The organism is Rhodococcus sp. YH1 (assembly GCF_009939605.1).
Classification (GTDB): domain Bacteria; phylum Actinomycetota; class Actinomycetes; order Mycobacteriales; family Mycobacteriaceae; genus Rhodococcus; species Rhodococcus aetherivorans.
The window spans coordinates 1-5,501 of sequence record NZ_WVTE01000137.1 but is presented as its reverse complement, the minus strand read 5'-3'; the positions used below and the strand labels follow the sequence as shown (position 1 = coordinate 5,501).

At 68.7% G+C, this 5,501-nt stretch carries 6 protein-coding genes; 2 read left to right on the top strand and 4 right to left on the bottom strand.

The window, feature by feature from the left end:
- The first annotated feature begins 168 nt into the window (after positions 1–168).
- Both AIIKEEIJ_RS12130 and AIIKEEIJ_RS12125 read left to right on the top strand, forming a co-directional pair.
- Positions 169–432, top strand: coding sequence for a hypothetical protein (locus AIIKEEIJ_RS12130; protein WP_225330463.1), 264 nt, complete (start codon positions 169–171; stop codon positions 430–432).
- Positions 433–510: 78 nt separating this feature from the next.
- Positions 511–1,089, top strand: coding sequence for a tyrosine-type recombinase/integrase (locus AIIKEEIJ_RS12125; RefSeq protein WP_202916944.1), 579 nt, complete (start codon positions 511–513; stop codon positions 1,087–1,089).
- A gap of 371 nt (positions 1,090–1,460) precedes the next feature.
- On the opposite strand, the gene AIIKEEIJ_RS12120 is transcribed toward AIIKEEIJ_RS12125, so the two are convergent.
- From AIIKEEIJ_RS12120 to AIIKEEIJ_RS12105, 4 genes are read right to left on the bottom strand one after another with little or no spacing between them, the layout of a single operon-like run.
- Entirely contained in the window at positions 1,461–2,996 is a 1,536-nt protein-coding gene (locus AIIKEEIJ_RS12120) for a class I adenylate-forming enzyme family protein (protein ID WP_011331209.1), read from the bottom strand.
- Between the two features lie 28 nt (positions 2,997–3,024).
- Positions 3,025–3,786 carry an enoyl-CoA hydratase gene (locus tag AIIKEEIJ_RS12115; RefSeq protein ID WP_011331210.1) on the bottom strand — a complete coding sequence of 254 codons (762 nt, stop codon included), beginning with the start codon at positions 3,784–3,786 and terminating at the stop codon, positions 3,025–3,027.
- Positions 3,787–3,790: 4 nt separating this feature from the next.
- On the bottom strand, positions 3,791–4,945 hold the full coding sequence (locus tag AIIKEEIJ_RS12110; RefSeq protein ID WP_011331211.1) for an acetyl-CoA C-acetyltransferase: 1,155 nt from the start codon (positions 4,943–4,945) through the stop codon (positions 3,791–3,793).
- A gap of 21 nt (positions 4,946–4,966) precedes the next feature.
- Complete coding sequence (locus AIIKEEIJ_RS12105; protein WP_011331212.1) at positions 4,967–5,467, bottom strand: MaoC family dehydratase; 501 nt, start codon at positions 5,465–5,467, stop codon at positions 4,967–4,969.
- Positions 5,468–5,501: the final 34 nt, after the last annotated feature.

Sequence of the window (5,501 nt, the reverse complement as noted above, 5' to 3'; positions counted from 1 at the left end):
CGGGGGTCGGGGAGCAGATTCTCGAAATCCGGCGCTAAGGATTTACGGCAGATAGTAGCGTACTATCTGCCGTAACTCGTGAGTCGTCCTGCCGCGATGGTCGTTCCGGAGATGGGCGACTCCGGAAACTATCTGCCGTAGTGCTGAAGGGCGGTCGGGGTGGGATCGGTGAGCTCGCTACCGGCGCGGGCCGCCGGGATCCGGCTGGCGGACGCGACGCGGACCTTTCTGGGCACGATCGCGGCGGTGAACACCCGCCGCGCCTACGCCTCGGCGTTGGATCGGATGGTGCGCGACTTCGGCGCGGACGGCGATGTCGGGTTGTTGAACCCGGATCGGGTGTCGGGGTGGTTCGACTACGTGTGGGGCGACAAGGCCCCCAAGACCTACAACCTCCGGCTGACCGCGGTGTCGGCGGCGTGCGCCTACTGACGCGATCAACAGTGGCTGACCGGCGATCCGGTGTCGCGCCTGCGGGCGCGGCCGAGTGCGCCGGACAACAGCAAGGCGATGACCGCCGCCGAGGTTGCGGAGCTGCTGGGCATGGACGCGGCCCTGCGCGAGCGGGTGTTCTGGTCGATGCTGTATGAGTCCGCCGCGCGGGCGGAGGAGATCCTGAATCTCGACATCGAGGACCTGGACACCGTGAACCGATGCGCCACGGTCACCCGCAAGGGCGGCGCCCGCGAGGTGATCTATTGGCAGACCGGCACCGCACGGCCGCTGCCCCGGCTGATCGCCGGACGGAAGTCCGGGCCGCTGTTCCTGACCGACCGCAAAGCCAAGCCGTCGGTCGCCAAGACCGACACCGACAACTCGACCGGCCGCGCCCGACTTTCCTACCGCCGCGCCGCGACGCTCCTCGAGGAGCACACCGAAGGGATGCGACGCGGACCGTTCACGCTGCACCAGCTGCGGCACTCGCGACTGACCCACGCCGCAGAGAAGGGCGCTTCCACGCCGATGCTGATGGCGTTGAGCGGACACACCTCGGTGCGCAGCCTGGTCAAATACGCGAAGGTCTCCGCCGAGGCGCTGGGGCGCTGGCAGGCCGAGACCGATCCCGCTGCGCGGCGGCGCTCCCGCTGAATCTCTCAGTAGCTGACGGTGACGAGTTCCGGCGCGTGTCTGCGTATCTTGTTCAGCACCTTGACTGTTCGGCCCGAGCGCATCTGCTCGAGGGGGGCCGAAAGAGACCAATCAAGTGCGGCACCGTCGATGGGTGTGGTCTTCCGCGTCCGGGAACTCATAGCCGCTGCCGGGCGTGCGTGGTCGTGGTGTTTGTCGGATCCGGCGGGGGCACGGCCGAGAGTAGGGCCGTGAGGTCGCGCGAGACCTCGCCGGGGTTGGAACAGCCGTGGGAGATGAGCGCGCGGGAGCGCGGCTTCGGTCAGGCCGTATCGGATATGGACGGCGTCGTGGTTCCCGGGAACTCGAATGTGCCGGAGTCGTCCGTCGGTCTACGTGCGTTGCGCGGAGTCGTCCCGAATCTCACTGCGGAGAACGTGTTTGAGGATCTTGCCGGAAGGGTTGCGCGGGATGTCACGGACGATCAGATCGCGCGGCAGTTTGTAGTCCGCGACGTATTCGGCGGCGTACGTCCGCAGCTCCTCGAGGGTCACCTCGCGACCGGGAACCGGGGTCACGATCGCGACGATGGTCTCCCCGAATGTGGCGTGGTCCAGGCCGACGACGGCAACGTCCTGGACGTCGGGGTGCCCCGCGAGGGCGTTCTCGACCTCGATCGAGTAGACGTTGCGGCCGCCGGTGATGATCATGTCCTTGAGCCGGTCGACGATCGTGATGAAACCGTCGGCGTCGCGGACGGCGAGGTCCCCGGTGTGCAGCCACCCGTCTCGGATGGTCTCGGCGGTGGCCTCGGGCTTGTTCCAGTAGCCCTTCATGATGGTCTCGCCGCGCAGGATGATCTCGCCGGTCATCCCCGTCGGGACATCGTTGCCATCCGGATCGACCAGCCGGAACTCGGCATTCGTGATCGGCCAGCGTCCCGTCGCATCGGGACGGACGGCGACCTCGTCAGGCGTGGAGTAGATGCCGGTGGGGCCACCCTCGGTCGGCCCGCACAGCTGGAAGAAGCCGACGTCCGGGAAGGTCGTCACGAGTTTCGCGACCGCAGTCGGCGGCATCGGTGCCGCCCCGAAGAAGCCGAGCCGCCAGTGCGAGAGGTCGCGCCGCTCGAGGTCGGGGACCGTCAACATCATCTGATACATGGTGGGAACACCGAGGAAGACGGTGATCCGGTATCGCTCGAGGGCGTCGAGGACGGCGGCGGGCTCGAATGCCGGCAACACGACGTGGGTGGTGCCCATCGAGAAGCCGCTGAGCACGAACAGCACCAGTTCGGCGCAGTGGTACATCGGTGCCACGTGCAGGTTCCGGTCGAAGGAGTTGACGCCGAGCGAGGACACCGCGTGGCCGACCCACAGCAGCCGGTGGTGATCGAACAGCGCACCCTTCGGTTTCCCGGTGGTGCCGGAGGTGTAGATGATCATGCAGTCGTCGTCCTCGCGCACCTCGACCTGTGGGTCGCTGTCCGGCATGGAGGACGCCAGCTGGACGAAATCGTCGAAGCCGTCCGCGCCGTCCAGCGAAAGCGCCGGGGCAGCGGGCGCCTGCTCCAGCTTGGCCAGGTCCCGCACCGCCGCGACGGTGTCCCCACCGAACAGCAGCACCGACGCGCCGGAGTCCTCGAGCAGATACGCCAGCTCCCGGGCCGTGGACCGCGGGTTGAACGGGGAGACGATCGCGCCGACCTTGAACGCGCCGTACAGCGCGAGGAGGAAGCGGTCGGAGTTCGGCGACAGCACCGCCACGCGGTCGCCCTTCTGCACGCCGAGGGACAGCAGCGCGTTGGCGTACTGGTTGATTTCCCGGTCGAGCTGCCCGTAGCTGCGCTCGACGCCCTCGAAGATCAGCGCGGGCCGGTCCGGGTGGCGGCGTGCGTTCAATGTCAGTTGTCCACCAAGGGTTGCCATGATTCTCCTATGATCGGCGGGTGGTCTGCTAAGCAAATGTGGGGGGACGTTTGGTGAGGACGGCGTCGGCGCCCTCGGCGAAATCCGGTGTGCCGATGAGTTCGATCTGTCCGGCTCGTTCACGCTCGAGGGCGTGGTCGAGGTGGCCCAGGGTGGACGCGGCGAGCGCCCGTCTGGTCAGTTCGAGGGCGCGCCGCGGCCCGGCTCCCAGCGTGCCGGCGACGGCCTCGACATGGGCCGCGAGCTGGTCATCCGGCAGGATCCGGGCCACCAAGCCGGTCTGGGCGGCGTCGGTGGCGGAAAGCCGCTGCCCGAGCAGCGCTAATTCTGTAGCCCGCGCCCGGCCGATCGCCGCGGCGACGAGCGCGGTCGCGCCGCCGTCGGGCATCAGCCCGATGCTGGTGAACGACAACAGGAAATACGCGCTTTCGGCGGCGTAGGTGAGGTCTGCGGCGCAGGCGAGCGCCACTCCGTACCCGACCGCGGGGCCGTTGACGGCGGCGATGACGGGGACCGGCGCGGAGACGATGCCGCGGATCACCCGGTTCGCGGCGTCCATCACCACCTCGGGTTCCTCGCCCGTCACCGCGGTCAGATCCGCTCCCGTGCAGAAGGCTCTTCCCGCGCCGGTGAGCACGATCGCGCGGGCACCGGTCGCTTCCGCCCCGCTGATCGCGGTGTCGAGTGCGACCAGGTCGTCGACGCCGAGGGCGTTCATGCGGCCGGGCCGGTCGATCGTGATGTGAAGCAGGCGGCCGGTGCGGACGGTCCGGATAGCGGTCGGGGTCATCGGATCAGCCGAGCCGCTCGATGATGGTGACGTTGGCTTGTCCGCCGCCCTCGCACATGGTCTGCAACCCGTAGCGTCCGCCGGAGCGTTCGAGTTCGTGCAGCATGGTGGTCATCAGCCGGGTGCCGGTGGCGCCGATCGGGTGGCCGAGAGCGATGGCGCCGCCGTTGGGGTTCACCCGCTCCGGGTCGGCGCCGGTCTCCTGCAACCACGCCATCACGACCGGGGCGAACGCCTCGTTGACCTCGAACACGTCGAAGTCGTCGATGCGCATGCCGGTCCGCTCGAGTGCCCGTTCGGTGGCGGGGATCGGTGCGGCGAGCATCATGACCGGATCGGCGCCGAGCACGGTCAGGTGATGGATCCGGGCCCGCGGAGCCAGGTCGTGGCGGCGTACCGCCTCGGCGGAGGCGATGAGCATGCCCGAGGCGCCGTCGGAGATCTGGCTGGCGACCGCGGCGCTCAAGCGCCCCCCCGGCGTGAGGCTCGGCAGGGCGGCCATCTTCTCCGGTGTGGTGTCGGCGCGCGGTCCTTCGTCGGTCGTCATCTGCTGGTAGGGGAGGATCTCGGCGGCGAAGCGTCCGCCGGCGATCGCCTGCAGCGCCCGGCGGTGGCTTTCCAGGGCGTACTGCTCCATCGCCTCCCGGTCGATTCCCCACTTTTCGGCGATCATCTCGGCGCCGCGGAACTGCGAGATCGTCTCGTCCCCGTAGCGGGCCCGCCACCTCGTCGAGCCCGAGTAGGGGTCGCGCACGCCGAACGCCTCGCCCGCGGTGACCGACGACATCAGTGGGATCTGGCTCATGTTCTGCACCCCGCCCGCGACGATGAGGTCGGCGGTGCCGCTCATCACGGCCTGCGCGGCGAAATGTACAGCCTGTTGCGAGGATCCGCACTGGCGGTCGATGGTCACGCCGGGCACTGTCTCGGGCAGGCCCGCAGCGAGGGCCGCGGTGCGGGCGATATCGCCCGCCTGCGGACCGATGTTGTCCAGGCAGCCGAGGATCACGTCGTCGACCGACGCGGGGTCGACACCGTTGCGTTCGACGAGTGCGCCGATCACATGGGCCGCGAGGTCGACCGGGTGTGCGGCGGCCAGTGCGCCGCGGCGGCGGCCTACCGGGGTGCGTGCCGCGTCGATGATGTATGCCTCTGGCATTGATGTCTCCGAATCGTCGTCTCAGGTGGTCGATGGTTGACGTGTGCGCGAGTGCAGGTAGGCGTCGAGCAGGACGGTCAGCACGACGCGGCCTTCGCTGTCGACCACGGTGCTCTCGGTGGTGACGAGGGCGCGTGCCCGGTCGTCGAACTGGATGTCGTCGATGACGACGGTGCCGGTCAGCACGTCTCCTGGACGCACGGGACGGCGGAACCGCAGATCTCGGATGCCGCGCCCGGCAATGGCCGCCCAGCTGTGCCCCACTGCGTCGAATGTCAGCCGTTGCAGGATCGCCAACGTGTGGATTCCACTGGCGATCAGGCCACCGAACTGGCCGTCCTGCGCCGCCGCCCGGTCGATGTGAAACCACTGGGGATCCCAGTGGGTGGCGAAGTCGACGAGTTCGGCCTCGGTCACCGTGTGTGAGCCCAAGTCGAAACGCTGGCCGATGCCCAGGTCCTCGGCGTATACAAGGCGTGTGTGCTCATGGTGCGATCCCACCTGCACGCCGACGGGTTTCACCGCGGCGCCATGCGGATCGCGCCGTCGAGGCGGA